A 974-nucleotide genomic window follows, 5' to 3' on the forward strand; every position below is an offset into this window, starting at 1 on the left:
CGGCCGCCGCCCGGGTGGACGCGACGAGCACGATCGCCGCGCCCGGGTGGTGCGCCGGATCTACGAGGTCGGCCGCGGCATCCGCTCGCCAGACGCCGCGCTTGCCGCCACGCTTCTCGACCAGGTGGATACCGCCGAGCTGCGCGGCCGGGTCGACGGCCTTCACCATGTCGTGCAGGGTGAGTCCGGCGATGGCGACGGCGGTGAGCGCCTCCATCTCGATGCCGGTGCGGGCCGTGGTCGAGACGGTGGCACGGATCGTGACCGCGGACTCCTCGAAGCCGAAGTCGATCGACACGGCGTCGAGCGGCACGATGTGCGCGAGCGGGATGAGCTCGCTCGTGCGCTTCGCCCCCGAGATGCCCGCGATGCGCGCGGTGGGCAGCACGTCGGCCTTCTTCAGCCCGTCGCTGCGCACGAGCGCCACGACCTCGGCGGTGGTGTCGAGGCGGCCCTCGGCGATCGCGATCCGGCGCGTGACCGGCTTGCCGCCGACGTCGACCATGCGAGCACGGCCGTCGTCGTCGAGATGGGTGAGCGAGGTCATAGGAACACGGTATCGACCACGGCCCCGGCGTCGAGCGACGTGACGTCCTCGGGAACCACGATGAGCAGCTCGGATGCCGCGAGCGCCGCCACGAGGTGCGATCCCGGTCCGCCCACGACCTCCGCGCTTCCGCCGTCGGCGCGGCGGCCGCGCAGGAACTGCCGCTTGCCCGGCACGGAGGTGAGCGGCGCCGCGAGCGGGAGGCGCTCGGTGCGCGCCGGCGGCAGACCCGCGATGGCGCGGAGCGTGGGCGCCACGAACAGCTCGAACGAGAGCTGGGCGCTCACCGGGTTGCCGGGGAATCCGATGACGGGCATGCCCCGGTGGGCGCCCGTCGCCTGCGGACCGCCCGGCTGCATCGCCACGCTGCCCACCCAGCCGCCGAGCGGCTCGAGGGTCTCGCGCACCACCTCGTAGGCGCCCATCG

The 974-nt window shown here is 74.0% G+C and carries 2 protein-coding genes; both read right to left on the bottom strand.

Going from position 1 to position 974, the window contains the following annotated elements; all coding sequences use genetic code 11:
• Positions 1-547 (bottom strand): cyclic pyranopterin monophosphate synthase MoaC (gene moaC, locus GH736_RS23475; protein ID WP_159607477.1); only part of this gene is annotated, 547 nt, incomplete at its 3' end.
• A partial coding sequence (locus tag GH736_RS23480) for a molybdopterin-binding protein (protein WP_328596957.1) occupies positions 544-974 on the bottom strand: 431 nt, incomplete at its 5' end. The genes GH736_RS23480 and moaC, both read right to left, overlap by 4 nt.

The sequence above is a fragment of the Agromyces humi genome (assembly GCF_009720255.1).
In the GTDB taxonomy this organism is placed as follows: Bacteria; Actinomycetota; Actinomycetes; order Actinomycetales; family Microbacteriaceae; genus Agromyces; species Agromyces humi.